Genomic DNA, 17,879 nt, shown 5'->3' with positions numbered 1-17,879 from the left:
GGGTCACACTCCTTATTCTTCACTATGTAATTCTTCGGTTACAACCGTTTGATTGTCTTCAATAATCCCACGCTCTAATGCTTTCCACGCTAGTGTTGCACATTTTATCCTCGCAGGAAATTTTGCCACGCCCCCTAGCATTTGAGCATCTTTCAAGACTTTTTTCTTCTCACCAATGTTTTCACCTTGCACCAACTCTAAAAAGTCGGCAATGATTTCAATGGCTTCTTTTTCGGTTTTTCCTTTTACCGCGTCAGTCATCATACTGGCACTTGCCATACTGATTGAACAGCCATGACCGTCAAAGGCAATCTCATCAATTACCCCATCTTTCATCGCAAGTTGTAATTGAATCACATCCCCACACGTTGGGTTATTCAATTCAATTTGGCTAGTCGCTTCATCCAATACCCCTTTGTTGTGTGGGTGATTGGTATGATCTAAAATAACTTGTCGATAAAGATTGTCTAATCTAGATAAAGCCATCTGAGAAAAACTCCTTTGCAGCGATGATTGATTCAACTAATGAATCAGCATCTTCTTTTGTGTTGTAAAAATAAAAACTTGCTCTTGCTGTTGAATGAACAGCCAAATAGCGAAGCAATGGCTGAGCACAATGATGTCCCGCTCGAATCGCCACGCCTTGCATGTCTAGTGCGGTTGCCAAATCATGTGGGTGCACGCCTTTAATGTTAAAGGCAATCACACCAGTATGTTTTCTCGCTTCTCTTGGTCCATACAACTCAAAGCCGTCAATTGCTAGTAATTTTGGCAACACATACTCGACTAATTCCTGTTCATGTTTTGTGATGGTATCTAAACCAATTTCTTCCAAATACTTGATCGCACTTGCTAATCCAATCGCCCCAGAAATATTCGGTGTGCCGGCTTCAAACTTATACGGCAACTCTGCCCATGTGCTGTAATCATCATAGACAAAATCAATCATCTCACCACCAAACTCGATGGGTGACATTTTTTCAAGCCAAGTTTGTTTGCCATACAACACACCAATCCCAGTTGGCGCACACATTTTATGACCACTAAAGGCATAAAAGTCACAATCCAATTCTTGTACTGAAATCTTCATGTGTGGCGTTGATTGCGCGCCATCAACGACCATTACAGCACCGACTTCATGAGCCAGTTTTGCTAAGTCTTTGACAGGATTGACCACACCTAAGACATTCGATGCATGGGCAATCGACACAATTTTCACACCTGATACGATTTTTTCTTTCGCATCAGCCATATCCAACTCACCGTCTTCAGTCAAATCAATGTAGATGAGTTCAGCTTGTTTGCGTTTGGCTAATTCTTGCCACGGTACAATGTTTGAATGATGTTCCATGCGACTAATCACAATTTTATCACCTGGCTCAACAACTAACTCACCAAGTGAACGTGCCACCCAGTTTAGTCCTGTTGTCGTCCCTCGTGTAAACAACACTTCTTTCACACTACTCGCATCAATAAATGCTCGTACGGTTTCTCGTGCTGCTTCATATTGACTTGTCGCACGTTCTGCCAATGTATGGACACCACGATGCACATTCGCATGACTGGTTTGCATATACGTAACCAAATCATTGATCACAGGTGTTGGCACATGTGTTGACGCGGCATTGTCTAAATAGACAAGTGGCTCATCATTTACTTGTTGAAAAAGAATTGGAAAATCTTGTTTGCGTTTAGATACAGTCATTTAATCAGCCAGCTTTCTATCAATTACTTGAACAAACTCCTCTTGAACAGATTTAACAGGGATTGACGTAATCACAGACCCTAAGAATCCACGTGTTACCAATCTTTCTGCTTCTTTTTGAGGAAGTCCTCTACTCATTAAATAATATAATTCTTCTGGGTCAAGACGACCAGCACTTGCTGCGTGTCCTGCTGTTACTTCAAATTCATCAATTAATAAAATCGGGTTCGCGTCACCACGAGCTTTATCAGATAACATTAACACACGGCTTTCTTGTTGGGCGTCTGCACCTTTTGCCCCTTTGATAATGTGACCAATTCCGTTAAAGGTTAACGTACTTTTCTCACGAATCACACCATGTTGTAAGATGTGACCAATTGAATGTGACGCTCTATTTGTTACACGTGTGTCGATTCCTTGAATTTGACGACCTGTTGCAATCGCAACAACTTTCACTTCCGCATGAGAGCCTTCGCCCACAAGTTCTGAGTCAAAATCAGCGACAACATTTCCGTCACTCATTAAGCCTAACGCCCAGTCCACACTCGCGTCACGCATAATGTAGCCACGACGATTTAAGTATGTGTTGACTTCTTTGCCTAGACGGTCAATCGCAGCAAATTTTACTTTTGCTCCTGGTCTAGCAATCACTTCAACCACGATATTTGCTGCTAATTTTTCAGCTGTTTCGCCAACTGATTGGAATCTTTCCAAGTAAGTTAGCTCACTATTATCATCCGCTACGATTAAGACATGTTTTACCATGGCACTGCTGTCGTTTAATTGGTGATAAAATAATGACTCAAACGCGTCTTTTACAACCACATTTTTTGGCACGTATAAGAATACCCCACCGTTTAAAAAGGCTGTATGGAACGCAGTTAATTTGTCTTCGTCACTTGGCACAGCTTTTGTCATGAAATATTTCTCAACTAAGTCGCTGTGCTCTTTCATTGCGGTAAAAATATCAGTAAAAATCACGCCTTGTTCAGCTAATTCGACTGGCATTTGTTCAAAATAAGTTGTCGTGCGACCTTGAATGATTAATGGGTTATCTTCTAGTTCTGTAAAAGAAGGCAAGATTTCTTCATTTATCACTTCATTGTTTAACTCGCCAACATTCATTAAAGGCCAACGATGGTATTTGACTCGTTCGATTGCTGGTAATTCTAAGTCATCGATTTTATTTAACGCCTTTTTACGACGTTCTAACATCCATTGTGGTTCTTCCTGACTAGCTGAAAATAATGTCACGTCGTCAAGATAATCAGTTACATTTGCAGATTTCATTTATCTTGTCTCCTTCATTATTCTTCGTTTTCTTCGTAATCAATTCCTAATTCTTCACTGATTCCTTTGTATCCTTCTTCTTCAAGACGTTTTGCTAAATCAGCGCCACCAGTCATAACCACACGGCCATCCATCATAATATGCACCACATCTGGCACGATATAATTTAATAGTCGTTGGTAGTGAGTGATGATAAGTGACCCAAAGTTATCGCCACGCATTTCATTGATTCCTTTTGATACAACTTGTAAGGCATCAATATCAAGACCTGAGTCGATTTCATCTAAAATCGCAAACGTTGGTTCTAACATTAATAATTGAAGAATTTCATTACGTTTTTTCTCTCCGCCTGAGAATCCTTCGTTTAAGTAACGTTCAGCCATTTCTTCTGGCATATCTAATAACGCCATTTTGTCATCTAATTTATCTAAAAAGTCCATGACTGAAATTTTGTCATCATCAGCACGTTTTGCGTTCATTGCCGCGCGCATAAATTCAGCATTTGTAATCCCTGGAATTTCACTCGGGTATTGAACCGCCAAAAATAGACCAGCACGTGCACGCTCGTCAACTTCCATTTCTAATACATCTTCACCGTCTAAAAGAATTTCACCTTTAGTGACCGTATAATTTGGATTTCCCATAATCGCAGCAGATAAAGTTGATTTACCTGTTCCGTTTGGGCCCATGATGGCATGAATTTCACCCGTTTTCATGGTTAAATTAACACCTTTTAGTATTTCTTTTTCTTCGATTGATACATGCAAATCCTTTATTTCTAAAACGGACATGTTTTTCCCTCCAAATTATTACTTTAATAAAAATTAACTCTCTTTCAATTCTAACCTAATTGAGAATGGACTTCAATTTAAAAGTGCTTCAATTACGTCTTATCTGGAAAAAAGGCAGATAATAATCACTCTCATTTAATATTTCTATCAAATAAAAAAATGCAGACAATATTGTCTACATTTTTTTATTTAAGATTCATGCACTGGGTCGTCTAATTCTGCTTTTGATTTATCTCCCAGCGCAATCGCCCATTTCAACAATATTGGGGCAATAACTGTGGTAAGGATAATGACTAAAACTAAAGACGCATACATTCCTTGATCGATAAAGCCTTTTTCAAGTCCTAACGCAATCAAGATTAATGCCATCTCGCCACGTGAAATCAGACTCGCACCAATAATAGCACTACTATTGTTATCAAATTTCTCGATTTTCCCTCCAAGGAACCCACCGATAAATTTAGTAAAGATAGCTAGTACGCTAAAGACAATGATTAATAACATGTTTTCGCCTAAACCATCTAAAACAAGTTTTAATCCAATGCTTACAAAGAATACTGGAGCAAATAATGCAGAAGTAATACTGGTTACTTTTCTTTCAACATATTCGGCAAATGGTGTTTGTGAGATTAAAATACCAGCAAAGAAAGCACCGATAATATCTGACATACCAATCCAATCAGCTAAAAAACTGAGTAAGAACACCATGATTAAAGAAAAGGCAACGTCTCGTTCTGGAACGATAAAGTATGACAACCCTTTAAGAATAATAGGTAAAATAAATTTTCCGAAGATATAAATAAATAAGAAGAATAATACATTTTTAAAAAGAAATGGTAATACATCTGCAGTAGTTGTATTGGGGTTGACTAGATTTAAGACTAAGTTCAACAAGATAACGACGATGATATCGTCTAAAATAGATGATCCGATAATAATGGATCCTTCTTTTGTTTGTATGAAATTTAACTCTTTGAGTACCTGAATGGCGATGCTTAGAGAAGTTGCTCCGAAGATTAGACCAATAAATAGTGAAGTGTCTTGCGAATAATTAAACGACCTTGAAGCAAAGAAAAATACGGCGAATGGGATTAATACCCCTAGAAGACCTGTGATGAGAGAAGGTTTAAAATATTTTTTTAATATCTTTAAATCACTTTCCACACCAGCAATAAACATTAGAAGAATAACTCCCAAGTGGGATAACAACTCAATTGATGCATTGTTTTGTATGATGTTAAAAACAGATGGTCCTACTAATATCCCAACAATCAAACTCCCGACGACTGATGGAAGTCCAAATTTCATTGCAATGCTATCTGCTATTTTTGTCAATAAAATAATTAACCCTAAAGTTAACAAAATATCCATAATCTACCTCTTTTCATGTTTTATTTCGTTATACGAACGATTCCATAATGTTAATAATGACATTTTCCCTCTACACCTCACTTTGATTTTTTCTAACACTACTTCTATAAATTAATCGTATAATAAATGGAAACTGATTTCAAGTTTGAACTCTATCTTGCAATAACTACCTCAAAATAAAAAAGTACAAGTTGAAACGTTTCATTCAACTCGTACTTTTTTTATTTCTTATTGATTCACAATCGTAACGGTACCTTTCCACTTGTTATTAACAAAATCAACTATTTTTTGATCATGTAATGCTTCAACAAGGGCTTTTGTTTTGTCAGAATCTTTGTCTTCAGATCTTACGGCAATGATATTAGCATATGGAGAGTTATTGTCTTCAACTAAAACACCATCTTTTTCAGGATTTAAGCCAATGCTTTCAGCAAAATTGGCATTAATCGCCACTAAATCGCCCTCTTTGTTTTGGTATGTTGTTGCCATCATCGCTGGATCGATGTCATATTTGAAAACTAATTTTTTCGGATTTTCTGAAATATCATCAAATGTTGCAGTGGTTAAATCAACACCATCTTTCACTTTCACAAGTCCTGCTTCTTGAAGCATCCCAATCACACGACCCCAGTCAGTTTGAGAGTTACTAACTAAAATTGTCGCACCATCTTCTAAGTCTTTGATGTCTTTAATTTTTTGTGAGTATAGTGCCATTTTTTCTAAATGGATTGCTCCTGCATTAGTAAAATCATACCCTTTTTCTTTTACTTCTTTATTAAAATATGGAATATGTTGGAAATAGTTGGCATCAATTTCTTTTTCAGCCAATGCTTTGTTCGGCAAGATATAATCTTGGAATGTCACGATTTCTAAATCGTACCCTTTTTCTTTTAATAATGGTTTTGCCTCTTCTAATATTTCAGCATGTGGCGTTGGAGAGGCACCGACTTTAATCACCTTGTCATCTTTACTTCCGCTGCCTGACGCACTATCTTTTGTGCTTCCACTATTGCCACATCCAACCAACGTTAAAACAGCTAATGCTGCCACGCCTAATTTAATCCATGTTTTTTTCATTTACTTTTCCCCCTAAATGTTAATTTCGTTTATCTGTTAATTTTACTAATAAATCGCCTAACCATTGTAAAATAAACACAATGATTAGAATTAATACTGTTGCGACCATGATAATCGTATGCTTATTTCCCATAAAGCCTCCTTGATAAGCAAGAGAGCCTAAACCACCTGCCCCGATTGCCCCTGCCATAGCCGTAAAGCCAATCATCGTAATGGTGGTCACTGTGATACCAGAGATTAATGCTGGCACACTTTCAGGAATTAAGACTTTAAAAATAATTTGCAATTGTGTGGCACCCATTGCTTCACTAGCTTCAAGTACGCCTGGATCTACTTCACGAAACGCAATATCGACCAACCTTGCATAAAACGGTGCGGCTGAAATGACTAAAGCTGGTAATGCCGCTGTTGGCCCTAACATTGTGCCTATCAATGCTTTTGTGATAGGGAACAATAAGATAATCAAAATAATAAATGGTATCGAACGGAATGTGTTACTGATGATTGAGACAATTCCGTAAAGTGTCTTACCAAGTGGTTTGTTGCTTTTTCCGAAATAGTAAAGCATTAGACCAATTATAAGGCCGATAATTACCACAAAAAATGTTGAGACAAACGTCATATACAATGTTTCTTTTGTGGCTTTGATAAAATCATCGACATTAATTTCACTAAAATTAAAATACGTTTCTATTAATCCTTTTTCCATGTTAAATCACCTCAACTCCTACGCCATGTTGTTCAAAATAAATTAAACTCTCAGACACCGTTGCCTCGTCGCCTGTCAATTGCACAAGCATTGTTCCAAAAGATGAATGATTTGCTTGTCTAAGACTGGCTTGTAAAATATTGACGTTGATGTTGTATTCATGAATGACTTGCGAGATAACCGTTTCTTTTGCTTTATCTCCCTCAAAAATCAAGCGAACTAATAGCCCCTCAGGATAATGTTTCACCAAGTATTGAATCGCTTCTTCGTTTTCTTCACTATCTTCTTGAATGTCTTGTTTGATAAATCGTGCTGTCACCTCATGTTCTGGGTGTCTAAAGACGGATAAGGTGTCGCCTGTTTCAATCACACGCCCTGTCTCCATGACAGCCACTTTATTACAGATTTTACGAATTACATTCATCTCATGAGTGATTAACACGATGGTTAAGCCAAGTTGTTTGTTGATGGCTAACAATAAATCGAGTACTTCTTCGGTTGTTTGTGGGTCAAGAGCACTTGTTGCCTCATCACATAATAAAATCTCTGGGTCATTTGTTAGTGCTCTAGCAATTCCGACACGCTGTTTTTGTCCACCTGAAAGTTGGCTTGGATAAGCATTTTCACGGCCTTCAAGACCAACTAGTTTAATCAACTCGCGTGCTCTTGCTTCTCTTTCAGTTTTTGGCACATGACTAAATTCTAAAGGTAGTAACACATTGTCTAAAACCGTTCTCGACCATAATAGGTTAAAATGTTGGAAAATCATCCCAACTTTTTTTCGGTAATCTCGTAAACTTTTTCCTTTTAATTTCGTGATGTCCTCACCATCCACTTCGATGATGCCACTTGTTGGTTGTTCTAATAAATTCAATAAACGAATTAATGTACTCTTACCTGCTCCTGAAAAACCGATTACTCCAAAAATATCGCCACTTTTAATGGATAAATTGACATCTTTAACTGCTTCAACTGTTTGTTTCTTCGTTTTATATGTTTTACAGACATCAATTAACTCTATATTACTCATGATGTTGCCTCCTATATCTTGATAACAAAAAAAGCTTCCGTCCTTTATCTACTTTACATAAGTAAACAAAGGACGAAAGCGTTGTTTCGTGTTACCACCTTTTTTCATTATTACCTCACGATAATAATCTTACCCAGTACGCAAGCCAGTCGCTTTAAATACTGTTGTCCGGTAACGGGAACTCCCGAAAAATACTAGCGGTAGACGCTCATACTTTTATGCTCAAAGACCATCTTCTATTTCCTTCTTGTTCCTCTTTCTCACCATCCGAGGTCTCTTTATACAATCCAAAAATATACTCTTCTTTTCAAAGCAATGATTTATAAGGCATATAATAACAAATGAAAAAATGCCTGTCAACAACTTTATTCGTCATTTTTTATAATTATGACTACTTAGTTTACGTTGCTATTCTACCATAATCATTGTAAAATATAGTAGTAGTAATACAGTAGCGTTTACAAATATTATTTGAAGGAGCTAATTTTATGAATTTAGCAAAATATGTCGATCACACGTTATTAAAACCAGATGCCACAAGAGAGCAAATCAAAACATTGTGCGAGGAAGCCGCAGAATATGATTTCGCCTCAGTTTGTGTCAATCCTTTCTGGGTAAGCTATGCAGCAGAAATTTTAGCTGATGCAAAAGCAAAAGTGTGTACAGTTATTGGGTTCCCTCTAGGAGCAAACACAACAGAAACCAAAGTATTTGAAACAACAAATGCTATTGAAAATGGTGCAGAAGAAATTGATATGGTGATTAATATCGGTGCACTAAAAAATAAAGAATACGATATCGTAGAACAAGATATTGCAGCAGTTGTTAAAGCAAGTCATCCAAAAGCGATTGTAAAAGTCATTATCGAAACATGTCTTTTAACTGACGAAGAAATCGTTAAAGCATGTGAATTATCTGTAGCAGCAAATGCTGACTTTGTTAAAACATCAACAGGATTTTCAACTGGTGGTGCAACACCTAAAGACGTGAAACTAATGAAAGACACGGTTAAAGACAATGCCTTTGTTAAAGCATCAGGTGGCGTCCGCTCTAAAGAAGATGCCTTCACCATGATTGAAATGGGTGCTGACAGACTTGGAACAAGTTCTGGAATCCTTTTAGTAAAAGAAGACTAACATAAAAAAGTCGATCAATTCTTGCTAATAACAAGATTTGATCGACTTTTTATTTTAGTAATCAAATTGTCGATAGTAACGGCGGATGTCTAATGGATGACAATTTAGTTTTTCAACATAAGCGTCTATACGTTGTGTCACACAGTGCATTAGTAAATATGATAAGACACGTCCTCTATTTTTCTCACTTATACCATCCACTGGATAATCTTTTGTGTCAATAAAAGTATAATTAGCACAAATTCGAGGTAAAAGATTTTTTACACGTTCTGATAACATGCGCTGCTCATCTTCTCCTAAAAATAATGTCACAGGAGTAGTCTCATCAATAACTTCTAAAGTTCCATGTAAAAATTCAGCAGAATGAATTGATTTAGAACGTAACCAACTTTGTTCTTCCCAATAACACATTGCATATGAGTATACTGCCCCCCACTGGTTACCTGCCCCTATAAAATAATGCATTGCATCATGACGATGTTTTTGTGCAAATTCCAAACCAAAACTATCTGCTTTCTTTTCAGCCTCAACTAAACCTTTCGCTAAATAGTTATCTAATTCAGCATAGTACTCTTCATAGTCATCAAAGTCGCCATTTCTATTCATTAAACGATCAGCTACCATAAAATATTTAATTTGTTCTGTTCCTAATGGTTCATAACAAACAACGTAATCACATAATTCAGCTAAAATACTCCCTGCTTTATCAATAAACCCAAGTAGTGTTGCACCGACTTCTTTCATTTCTTTCACTGCACGAACAACCTCTTGTGTCGTACCAGTAACTGAAGATAGAATGACTAAAGATTTTTCAGTTAATCGTCTATTTCCCGTTGTATAATACTCTGCTGCATGTTGGACATAGACTGGTAAATCACTTCTCCCATTCATATATGTTACTGCTTGCATACCCGAAGCATATGTTCCACCAATTCCTAAGTAAAACACATTATCAAAACCTTCATCCCATACTTTATCGATGATTTCTTCAACAGTAGGTCTTAATTCTAAAGCACCCTGTATTGTATCAATTTGTTGTTGTTCATTAAATTTTAGCATATTTTTATCCTCCTAATAATCTTGTTTTATTAAAATTTATTATCCTAAAATGCCATACCAAGTCAGTAAGACACCGATAATTGCTGCTCCTAAAATTTGCCATAATACATTAACTTTTCGTTTATTGAGTTTATAGAATATATATAAAACTACTAAACTCATTAATCCTGGCATCATGCCATCTAATATATTTTGTAATGTTTGTGCTTCATCTCCACTACCTAACTTTAAAGTAAAGTTAATCGCAACCATTTCATTTGTCATGGCTCCAATCACCATTACCCCTAAAATAGATGCAGCTTTTTTAAAGGTCTCCATTAACCCAGACTCTTGAATCTTAGTTAGATATCCTACTCCTAATTTATAACCTGACATCACACCATAGTATCTTAGTAAGTAAGCTGGAATATTGTAGAGTAACAGGAACAATATTGGGCCCAGGATATTTCCTTTTTCTGCAAGAGATACAGCTAGTCCTGTTGCTATTACACGGATGGTTCCCATGAAAATAGAATCACCGATTCCGGAAAGGGGACCCATTAATGCTGTTTTAATCGAACTAATTGAAGAAAGATCAAAGTCATCACTGTTAGCATTTGTTTCCTCCATAGAAGCAACAACCCCACCTATAAAAGGTACAATTTGTGGTGTGCAATTGAAAAATTCCATATGTCGTTCTAAAGAATTAGCATACTGTGCATCATCTTCTCCATACAATTTTTTCATAAGTGGCGACATCATATGAGCAAAAGCTAAATGCATTTGCCTCTCATAATTCCAACCAAATTCCATTGGCAGTGAGCGCCAAAATATACGCATTAAATCTTTCTTTGTTACTTTTTTTTCATTAAAAGTCATCATCATCTTCCACCTCTTGACCTGTTATCGTATTTGTCATTGAATGTGAACTTGTATTATTAAATTTCATTGTTATAAAAATCAGAACCAATCCAAACATAGCAACCCCTAATACTGGAACATGGAGATACGATGACAATAAAAATCCTAAAAAGAAGTATGGAATAATTGATTTATTCAAAATCATTTGTAATAAAATTGCGAATCCGATTGCAGGTAATAAGTTTGCAGAAACTTCTAACCCGGTAATAATTTTATCTGGTATCATGGAAAGGACATGCTCGATTTGTGAACTACCTAAATAAAACCCAAGGAAACATAGTACACCGCGTCTAGTACATTCTAATAAACCAATCGTCCACATAGATTTGGTGATACCTCTAGCATTCCCTTCTGAAGCTGCACGATCTCCTGAATGGGCAATCATTGGAAATATAATACTTAATAAGTTCCCAATAGCTAAAGACAACATTGCTATTGGCATGGCTATCGTAATAGCAGCTCCAACACCTTTCCCTAAACTAATAGCAAAAGCTGTTCCTAATACGCCACCAACAATCACATCAGGTGGTAAATAAGCTCCAACAGATATTGCTCCCATAAAAATTAATTCTAATGAAGCACCAATTATAATTCCTTGTGTCAAATCACCTAAAACTAATCCTACTAACGGCCCCATAATAATTGGACGATTTAATAAATTTGATCCAATAGCAAAATCCATAGGTCCTAAAAATCCGATTAGTCCGATTAATAGTGCAGGCACTATATCTCCCATATTTAATTCCCCCTTAGTTTAATGTTTTCTTCAAAAAATCAATTGCTCGTTTATCCACATCAAAAGGATGAGCAAAATATCTACTTTGTGCAAACTCAAATGTTAAATATCCTGCATAACCGTTATCATGTAATCTTGATATATCCTCTAAAACATCTCTTTTACCTTCTCCCCAAGAAAGATGACCAGTAGGATTACCATCAACAAAATGGCAATGTCTAATACTATCTGGAAATATTCGATAATAATCGTCAATTGTTTCGTTAGCTCGAGACATCGCTCCAAAATCTATATTAATAAAAACATTATCACTACCCACTCCTTGTATGTATCGTTGTAAATCAGCCAACGAATTAACTATGTTTGATTCTTCTGGCTGAAGAGCTTCAAAAACAATTGCTACATCAAACTTTTTAGCAAAATATGCTAAATAACTCATGTTCGACATAGATCTTTTAAAAGCCTCATCTATATTTTCATTATAAAAATTCCATCCTGAATTCATTGATATGTAAGGACTTTCCAATTCAGAAGCTACCCGAATCGTATTTTCAAAGTAACTAATGGCTTTTTTTTGCAGTAATTCATCTTTCGCTGCAAGATTGTACGGCTTTGGGTTACTCTGTTCTGGCGTCACACATATAGTTTTTAAACCATATTTTTTCTGTTTTTTTAAAAATCGTTTGGTATCTTGGTAAGTAAATTGATTAATATCAAAATGCTGAGTACATGTCCATAATTCTAATTGTGTAATGCCATTTTTATTAAGCGACTCGTAAAAATATTCTATAGGGTAATAACGATAATAATAATTCATACCTGCTATCCTTGAAAACCAATCAAATTCACTCATTTTAAATAACATCACTTGCCATTATTTTTTTATCAGATGGAACTTGTCTTATTTCTACTTCAACATTGTTAGCTAATAATTCATGTATTAAATCTTTCTCATGCGGTGTGACGTTTACTGCTTTAGAAATATTTTCCTTATCTGCGCTGGCCTTAGTTCCTCCTAAATTAATTTGCTTAATATCTGGATAAGCTTTAGCTAATTTATAAGCATCTTCTATCGATTCAACAACAATGAACAATTTATACTTATCAGTTACCCCACTTTTTAGTGCTTTAATTGAGTCCTCTATATTTTTTATAACTAACTTAACTCCTTGTGGTTTAGCTAACTTTATTGTCGTTTTTCTTAAATCGTTATTAGGGACATCATCATTAGCTATTAAAATGCAATCTGTTCCTAAATCTTGTGTCCACGTAAAAGCCACTTGCCCGTGTAATAAACGGTGATCAACTCTTGTCAGTAATATCATGTAAATCCCTCCTAAAATTCTTCTTCTTTACCTTGTAATTCATTTTTTAAAATGTTATTACAAAATTGAATAGATACTTTACTATTTGATAATGCTTCATTTATGCAGTCTTCTAATGAGTGAACAAATTCAATTTGTGTGACTAATTCAACAAGAAAAGGGAGATTCATCCCTGCCACTAAAAAGAAATGTGAATTATGGATATATTGCAAAAATTCATTATTCACACTACCGCCAAAGATATCTGTAACTACGATAATTTCTTTTTCTTGATTATTATTTATTATCTCACTTACTTCACTAGCTAAATCAAATGACTCTTCTGTATAACAATCCAATGCTTCAATATTTGTTTGTTTACCACAAATCAATTCTAAAGATGATAAAATACCTGAAGCAAAGGACCCATGAGATGCTAGAATAATTCTTCTTTCCAATGTTCCACCTCCTTACATAAAAATAAAAGCAAATAGCATGCCAAAAATAATCGGCAAACTATTTGCTTTTTAAAAATCAGATTCAATCATTGATATATCAGATTTTTTGAAAATAATATCATAAACGTAGGCTACTTCTGAATTTGGTACATTGACACTATAATCACTTTCTATGACACTAAAGGCTTTTTTAATCAAAGATAACTCTCTTTGATGACACTGAGCTAATTCATCATATTGACTATATGTTTCTATAGGAATATTTCTAATTAACCTTTCAATCAAACAACTAATATGAACATACAATGCTATTTTTACATTATTACCTAATAATAGATTAAAAAGAAACTCTATTTCTCTAAAGAAATCTTCTATTTCATGAATCACTTTATCCGTATCTAAAATTGTTACAGACTGAATCACCTTCTCTAAAGAAAATGAGCGAATAATTCGTTTATTGAACAAGTCTTTTTCTTCTTTCGTCATAACAGAGGATAAACCATCCATCAATCGATTTGTATCTTGACCTGAGATCAATTCCTCAAGTGAGACATACATTAAATTTTCTATGTTTGGATTTTCTGTTCCTACAATACCTAAGACATCGTAGACTGAAAAAATAGTGTCGTCTTTTTTGTTTACATGTAGGGATTCATAGGAATAAGGCATAATCTTCAAGTCGCATGATACTGGTAAGCTCTTTTCTAATAGTTGATTAATTTGTTTAGCTGTACCTATACCCGTTTGACATACAGTTAACAGTACTTTTTTTCTATTTTCTTGAGGATAGATAATTTCCCAATCTAATTTTGCTGAATCAACAGATTGTTCAATCATTTCCTCAAAAGATAATTTTTTCTGTATATTTTCTCCTATAGACAATGCTAATGGTGTACTAACGTTATTTACGACAACAATAGGTGTCTCAATTTGTTTGGGAAAATACTGATATAATTCCTTTAATGATCCCATATCAACAAGAATAATCAATCCATTGGATAAATCATTTTGCGTACAATAATCTATAATTTCTTCTGAAATTTGCTTCGCAGTAGTTTCAAGTGGCATGTCAAATGCTTCAAAAATTTCTTTCTCCAACAAACGATTCACAACATTTGAAATACTACTTGCTGTCGCATAACCATGGGCAACTATAATTGCTTTAGGTATTCCTTGTTCTTTTTTCCAATCAATTTTTTTAAAATATAGCGTTAAAATAATATAATCCATTAAAGTAATATCCAAATCAATAAGAGGCTGACAAATATTTAGAATACGACTAACATAATGATAACTGTCAGGATATAACACTTTAATTTCTTGATTAAGATGTGTAATCATTTCCGATAATTCATCATTTTCTGCATACCATTTAGTTGAACCTCTTTGTAATAAATAGTAACTTAAAGCGTATACACTGTTACCGTTAAACTGGATACCATAAGCTGTTCTCATTTGACGAAATGTTTCTCTAATATATTGTGTAACATATACTAGTAACTCATACTGTGAATAACGTTGTTTTGAAAAAAACAATTCATCAAATAATTTATTGATATGTTTCTTTATCTCTTCTTCACAGATTGATAAATCTTGATGATTTTCGCGATAGATTAGAAGTACTTTTTCAAACGTCTCAATAACACTTTTTTGAGTTAATTGATTTATTTTTATCATTTGTTGCAAAGTAGTATCTGACTTAATTAATATCTTGTTTTCATCAATATTATAAACTAATTGCTCTGTATCCCTTAACAAATAACTTGGTAAGTAATGTATAGAAATATTAACAACTTGCTCTGATTTTTGTTCCATAAATGCTTTTGCAACTGTTACTTTAACGCAATTTTTCAACTCACCTATATTCCCTTTAAAATGATTTCCAGCTAAAAGATTTATTACTTGAGACGAAATACTAATATCTTTTTGAATAATATGTCTTTCTGAGATAAAAAAAGAATAGATTAATTCGATTCGTTCATTTCGGCTTCTTTCTTTAATGGATGGTAAAGTTATTTGAATAGGAATTCGTCGTATAAAGGTTGTTAAAAAATTACTTTCAAGATCTTCTGTAGTAGCAAAAAATAATCGTGTATTAACATGAAGTGGATGGCTATTATCCCCTAATCTATATATAATATGTTGATCTAGATATGTAAATAATTTCTCTTGTGCTTCCGCATTTAACCGATGAACCTCATCCAAAAATAATATCCCCTCGTTTGCTGATTCAAATATTCCTTGTTGCGTTTCATTAGCTCCTGTAAATGCCCCTTTAACATAGCCAAATAAATTACTTGTTAGAAGTTCTGGATTATTCGCGTATTGAGCACAATTCAATGTAATAAACGGTGCATCTTCTTTAAGAATATCATTTTCAATACAATATTCATAAACCAATCTGACCAGATAACTTTTCCCAGTACCACTCTCTCCTGTAATAAGAACAGGTAAGCCATTATTAGGATAAGCTAATGACATTTTGATTTGGTCTATCGCTCTATTTAGGCTTTGATTATGTCCAATCATTAATGAAAAGAAATCTCTCTCTTTTTTAAAATAAGGCTTCTCATTTAATATCTCTTGAAAAGAAGAATAAATATTCTTCTTCAGCTTAAAATTTTCTTCTTCAAACGTTTTTTTACTCAAATAAAAAACTGGTCTAGAGTTAACTTTGATAAGTTTCCCCTCTGAAGTTAATTGATTTAGATAGTGACTAATTGTGTTTCTTTTCACATGAAATATTTCAGCAATTTTTGATGCAGTGAATACATCACTTACATAATCAAAACTAAAAAATGAGGTTTGATTATCTAAATAAACTATTATTTTTTTTTTCATCAGCTTACCTCCCGATAATAATCATACAATAAAAAAGTATAGAAATCAGTTTAAAATAACTAATTTCTATACTAAATCTTCATTAAAAATCTTGTTTTCTTGCTTTGCGTTTGCTTCTATTTGATTGACGTTGCTCAATTTTACGTTTTTGTTTTTGATCATCAGCAATTGCGTAACGAATTTTTTTCTTGTAACCTGGTTTGACTTTTTTCTTCTGTTTTTTCACCATACCAATCATCGTTGGGTCTAATTGTTTTTGCGTACGTGAACGTTGCTCACGACGATTGCGATCATAATGATCCACAATTTCCCCTTTTTTGATGGTTTTTGGTTCAAATCTAATACCAAGTTTTTCCAATTCAGCCAATGCCGCTTCATCTTTTGGCTCATATAATGTAATCGCAATACCTGGAAGTCCATTACGACCAGTACGCCCCACACGATGAATAAAGAATTCTAGATCTTTTGGAATTTCCGCGTTAATCACATGAGAAACTCCCTCAATATCAATCCCTCTTGCAGCTAAATCTGTCGCCACGACAAATTGATAATCTAAGTTTTGAATGCTTTTCATCACACGTTTACGTTCACGTGGTGGAATATCCCCATGAATTTTCGCCACTTTTAAGCCTTTTTCTTTTAAGAAATCAGTGATTTCATCGACTTTTTGTTTCGTGTTCGCAAACACCATTGCTAAAAATGGGTGGCCAATCGTTAATAAATCATACACGACTTGCTCCACGTCTTTACTTTTTGTCGAGATAACCCAGTTGTCAATCGTATCAGAAATAACAGATGTGGGTTTGATATGTTCCACAACAGGATTGTCCATGTATTTTTTCAAGAATGGTTTTAATTTCACTGGAATTGTCGCTGAGAAGACTAACATTTGTAAGTTACCAGGTAATGTTGCGGCAATTTTATCGACATCTTCTAAAAATCCCATGTCAAGTGTCATATCCGCTTCATCCACGACAAAAGCAAATGCTGTATGTGTTTTTAGTGCACCACTTTCGATTAAATCTAAAATACGACCAGGCGTTCCAATCACAACATGAGGTTGTTGGTTTGCTAACTTGTCCATTTGGCGTTTTTTATCTGTTCCACCAACATAGTTGCTCACACGTAGCTCATCATCATAGTGACCAGCCAATTGATTGGCTGCTTGATAGATTTGTTCTGCTAACTCACGACTTGGTGCTGTGATAATGACTTGAACTTCTTCTTTTTTGGTATCTATTTTATTCATCAGTGGTAATAAAAACGTGTGTGTCTTTCCTGAACCTGTCTGTGATTGTCCAACAACACTTTTTCCTTTATTTATCACTGGAATCAATGTCTCTTGAACTTCTGTTGCTTCTTTAAATCCTATTTCGTCTAATGCTTGGATTAAGTTATCGTTTAATCCGAATTGGTTAAATTTTGTCATTGTATTCACCTTCCTTTACGTTCCTTTGGCATTATAGCACAGT

General features: G+C 34.7%; 17 protein-coding genes and 1 other annotated feature. Of the genes, 1 reads left to right on the top strand and 16 read right to left on the bottom strand.

All coding sequences use genetic code 11. From position 1 onward, the window contains the following. Positions 1 to 12 precede the first annotated feature (12 nt). From sufU to MN581_RS00670, 8 genes are all read right to left on the bottom strand, one after another. Complete coding sequence (gene sufU / locus MN581_RS00705) at positions 13 to 486, bottom strand: Fe-S cluster assembly sulfur transfer protein SufU (RefSeq protein ID WP_117972200.1); 474 nt, start codon at positions 484 to 486, stop codon at positions 13 to 15. Continuing rightward, positions 473 to 1,705: a cysteine desulfurase gene (locus tag MN581_RS00700; RefSeq protein WP_241698942.1), complete on the bottom strand. Its 1,233-nt coding sequence runs from the start codon at positions 1,703 to 1,705 to the stop codon at positions 473 to 475. Before MN581_RS00700 ends, sufU begins: the two co-directional genes overlap by 14 nt. Further along, positions 1,706 to 2,995, bottom strand: coding sequence for a Fe-S cluster assembly protein SufD (gene sufD, locus MN581_RS00695; protein ID WP_241698941.1), 1,290 nt, complete (start codon positions 2,993 to 2,995; stop codon positions 1,706 to 1,708). It abuts the gene before it with no gap. A 17-nt stretch (positions 2,996 to 3,012) separates the two neighbouring features. Then, positions 3,013 to 3,786, bottom strand: coding sequence for a Fe-S cluster assembly ATPase SufC (gene sufC, locus MN581_RS00690; RefSeq protein WP_071456948.1), 774 nt, complete (start codon positions 3,784 to 3,786; stop codon positions 3,013 to 3,015). A 189-nt stretch (positions 3,787 to 3,975) separates the two neighbouring features. Beyond that, positions 3,976 to 5,157: a cation:proton antiporter gene (locus MN581_RS00685; protein WP_241698940.1), complete on the bottom strand. Its 1,182-nt coding sequence runs from the start codon at positions 5,155 to 5,157 to the stop codon at positions 3,976 to 3,978. A gap of 228 nt (positions 5,158 to 5,385) precedes the next feature. Next, positions 5,386 to 6,234 carry a MetQ/NlpA family ABC transporter substrate-binding protein gene (locus tag MN581_RS00680; RefSeq protein ID WP_241698939.1) on the bottom strand — a complete coding sequence of 283 codons (849 nt, stop codon included), beginning with the start codon at positions 6,232 to 6,234 and terminating at the stop codon, positions 5,386 to 5,388. A gap of 19 nt (positions 6,235 to 6,253) precedes the next feature. Beyond that, the gene (locus MN581_RS00675) at positions 6,254 to 6,943 is read right to left on the bottom strand and encodes a methionine ABC transporter permease (RefSeq protein ID WP_117972195.1); all 690 of its coding nucleotides are present in this window, start codon (positions 6,941 to 6,943) and stop codon (positions 6,254 to 6,256) included. A 1-nt stretch (position 6,944) separates the two neighbouring features. Further along, entirely contained in the window at positions 6,945 to 7,973 is a 1,029-nt protein-coding gene (locus tag MN581_RS00670) for a methionine ABC transporter ATP-binding protein (protein WP_241698938.1), read from the bottom strand. 65 nt (positions 7,974 to 8,038) lie between these two features. After that, positions 8,039 to 8,293: a binding site (T-box leader), on the bottom strand. Between the two features lie 168 nt (positions 8,294 to 8,461). Here MN581_RS00670 and deoC point away from each other — a divergent pair. After that, positions 8,462 to 9,109: a deoxyribose-phosphate aldolase gene (gene deoC, locus MN581_RS00665; protein ID WP_117972193.1), complete on the top strand. Its 648-nt coding sequence runs from the start codon at positions 8,462 to 8,464 to the stop codon at positions 9,107 to 9,109. A 54-nt stretch (positions 9,110 to 9,163) separates the two neighbouring features. Here the strand turns inward: deoC and MN581_RS00660 are convergent, their stop codons facing one another. From MN581_RS00660 to MN581_RS00625, 8 genes are all read right to left on the bottom strand, one after another. Continuing rightward, the gene (locus tag MN581_RS00660; RefSeq protein WP_071456954.1) at positions 9,164 to 10,168 is read right to left on the bottom strand and encodes an SIS domain-containing protein; all 1,005 of its coding nucleotides are present in this window, start codon (positions 10,166 to 10,168) and stop codon (positions 9,164 to 9,166) included. A 39-nt stretch (positions 10,169 to 10,207) separates the two neighbouring features. Beyond that, positions 10,208 to 11,032 carry a PTS system mannose/fructose/sorbose family transporter subunit IID gene (locus tag MN581_RS00655; protein ID WP_199500879.1) on the bottom strand — a complete coding sequence of 275 codons (825 nt, stop codon included), beginning with the start codon at positions 11,030 to 11,032 and terminating at the stop codon, positions 10,208 to 10,210. Next, the gene (locus MN581_RS00650; protein WP_233519146.1) at positions 11,016 to 11,804 is read right to left on the bottom strand and encodes a PTS sugar transporter subunit IIC; all 789 of its coding nucleotides are present in this window, start codon (positions 11,802 to 11,804) and stop codon (positions 11,016 to 11,018) included. The genes MN581_RS00655 and MN581_RS00650 overlap by 17 nt, the downstream gene beginning before the upstream one ends. 13 nt (positions 11,805 to 11,817) lie before the next feature. Then, positions 11,818 to 12,657: a sugar phosphate isomerase/epimerase family protein gene (locus MN581_RS00645; RefSeq protein WP_241698937.1), complete on the bottom strand. Its 840-nt coding sequence runs from the start codon at positions 12,655 to 12,657 to the stop codon at positions 11,818 to 11,820. Position 12,658: 1 nt separating this feature from the next. Beyond that, the gene (locus MN581_RS00640; RefSeq protein ID WP_117972191.1) at positions 12,659 to 13,129 is read right to left on the bottom strand and encodes a PTS sugar transporter subunit IIB; all 471 of its coding nucleotides are present in this window, start codon (positions 13,127 to 13,129) and stop codon (positions 12,659 to 12,661) included. 11 nt (positions 13,130 to 13,140) lie between these two features. Beyond that, entirely contained in the window at positions 13,141 to 13,566 is a 426-nt protein-coding gene (locus MN581_RS00635; RefSeq protein WP_117972190.1) for a PTS mannose transporter subunit IIA, read from the bottom strand. A gap of 69 nt (positions 13,567 to 13,635) precedes the next feature. After that, entirely contained in the window at positions 13,636 to 16,407 is a 2,772-nt protein-coding gene (locus MN581_RS00630) for a sigma-54-dependent transcriptional regulator (protein ID WP_241698936.1), read from the bottom strand. 82 nt (positions 16,408 to 16,489) lie between these two features. Further along, positions 16,490 to 17,836 (bottom strand): DEAD/DEAH box helicase, encoded by a 1,347-nt coding sequence (locus MN581_RS00625; protein ID WP_117972188.1) that lies wholly within the window; start codon positions 17,834 to 17,836, stop codon positions 16,490 to 16,492. Positions 17,837 to 17,879: the final 43 nt, after the last annotated feature.

It is taken from the genome of Vagococcus sp. CY53-2, from assembly GCF_022604695.1.
In the GTDB taxonomy this organism is placed as follows: domain Bacteria; phylum Bacillota; class Bacilli; order Lactobacillales; family Vagococcaceae; genus Vagococcus.
This window is presented reverse-complemented; position numbering and strand designations above follow the sequence as displayed.

Excerpts from the sequence above, each read along its gene's own strand:
- sufU (WP_117972200.1), bottom strand. The coding sequence starts at position 486 with ATGGCTTTATCTAGATTAGACAATCTTTATCGACAAGTTATTTTAGAT.
- MN581_RS00700 (WP_241698942.1), bottom strand. The coding sequence starts at position 1,705 with ATGACTGTATCTAAACGCAAACAAGATTTTCCAATTCTTTTTCAACAA.
- sufD (WP_241698941.1), bottom strand. The coding sequence starts at position 2,995 with ATGAAATCTGCAAATGTAACTGATTATCTTGACGACGTGACATTATTT.
- sufC (WP_071456948.1), bottom strand. The coding sequence starts at position 3,786 with ATGTCCGTTTTAGAAATAAAGGATTTGCATGTATCAATCGAAGAAAAA.
- MN581_RS00685 (WP_241698940.1), bottom strand. The coding sequence starts at position 5,157 with ATGGATATTTTGTTAACTTTAGGGTTAATTATTTTATTGACAAAAATA.
- MN581_RS00680 (WP_241698939.1), bottom strand. The coding sequence starts at position 6,234 with ATGAAAAAAACATGGATTAAATTAGGCGTGGCAGCATTAGCTGTTTTA.
- MN581_RS00675 (WP_117972195.1), bottom strand. The coding sequence starts at position 6,943 with ATGGAAAAAGGATTAATAGAAACGTATTTTAATTTTAGTGAAATTAAT.
- MN581_RS00670 (WP_241698938.1), bottom strand. The coding sequence starts at position 7,973 with ATGAGTAATATAGAGTTAATTGATGTCTGTAAAACATATAAAACGAAG.
- deoC (WP_117972193.1), top strand. The coding sequence starts at position 8,462 with ATGAATTTAGCAAAATATGTCGATCACACGTTATTAAAACCAGATGCC.
- MN581_RS00660 (WP_071456954.1), bottom strand. The coding sequence starts at position 10,168 with ATGCTAAAATTTAATGAACAACAACAAATTGATACAATACAGGGTGCT.
- MN581_RS00655 (WP_199500879.1), bottom strand. The coding sequence starts at position 11,032 with ATGATGATGACTTTTAATGAAAAAAAAGTAACAAAGAAAGATTTAATG.
- MN581_RS00650 (WP_233519146.1), bottom strand. The coding sequence starts at position 11,804 with ATGGGAGATATAGTGCCTGCACTATTAATCGGACTAATCGGATTTTTA.
- MN581_RS00645 (WP_241698937.1), bottom strand. The coding sequence starts at position 12,657 with ATGAGTGAATTTGATTGGTTTTCAAGGATAGCAGGTATGAATTATTAT.
- MN581_RS00640 (WP_117972191.1), bottom strand. The coding sequence starts at position 13,129 with ATGATATTACTGACAAGAGTTGATCACCGTTTATTACACGGGCAAGTG.
- MN581_RS00630 (WP_241698936.1), bottom strand. The coding sequence starts at position 16,407 with ATGAAAAAAAAAATAATAGTTTATTTAGATAATCAAACCTCATTTTTT.
- MN581_RS00625 (WP_117972188.1), bottom strand. The coding sequence starts at position 17,836 with ATGACAAAATTTAACCAATTCGGATTAAACGATAACTTAATCCAAGCA.